We start from the raw sequence: 546 nt of genomic DNA on the forward strand, positions 1-546 counted from the left end.
CGTGACCGGATACGACACGCGCATGTCGCCGGTGTTCCCGGGCCGCAAGCCGGGATTCTGAAAGCGGGAGGCGGAAGATGGCGGCGATCATGGTGACGCTGGGCGGCGTTGCCTTCCGGGATTTCGAGGTGCCGCAGGCGATCGAGTTCGGCGGCTGCCAGCGGCTGGCGGTGCATGAGCTGCCGGGCGGCGGCCGCGTGATCGACACGCTCGGCGCGGCGGCGGGGATCATCCGTTTCGCGGGCACTTTCTCCGGCCCCGATGCCGAGGCGCGGGCGCAACTGCTCGATGTGGCGCGGACGGCGGGGGCGACCCTGCCGCTGGCCTGGAGCGGCTTCGCCTTTGAGGTGGTGATCGCGGATTTCGTCGCGGTTTACGAGAAACCCTGGTGGATTCCGTTCTCGATCGAGCTGGTCGAGGCGCAGAACCTGGTGACGGCGGTGCCGGACGCGCTGGCGCAGGCGGGACTCGATCTCGTCAGCGCCGGTGGCCTGGCCGGGCTGGCGGGACTTTCGCTCGGCCCGGTGGCGGCGACGTCGCCCGGCA

1 protein-coding gene is annotated in these 546 nt (G+C 71.1%); it reads left to right on the forward strand.

All coding sequences use genetic code 11. The features are described 5' to 3' along the window. Window positions 1-77: 77 nt before the first annotated feature. Window positions 78-546 (forward strand): hypothetical protein (locus APM_RS13170; RefSeq protein ID WP_007423857.1); only part of this gene is annotated, 469 nt, incomplete at its 3' end.

Source organism: Acidiphilium sp. PM (assembly GCF_000219295.1).
In the GTDB taxonomy this organism is placed as follows: Bacteria; Pseudomonadota; Alphaproteobacteria; order Acetobacterales; family Acetobacteraceae; genus Acidiphilium; species Acidiphilium multivorum.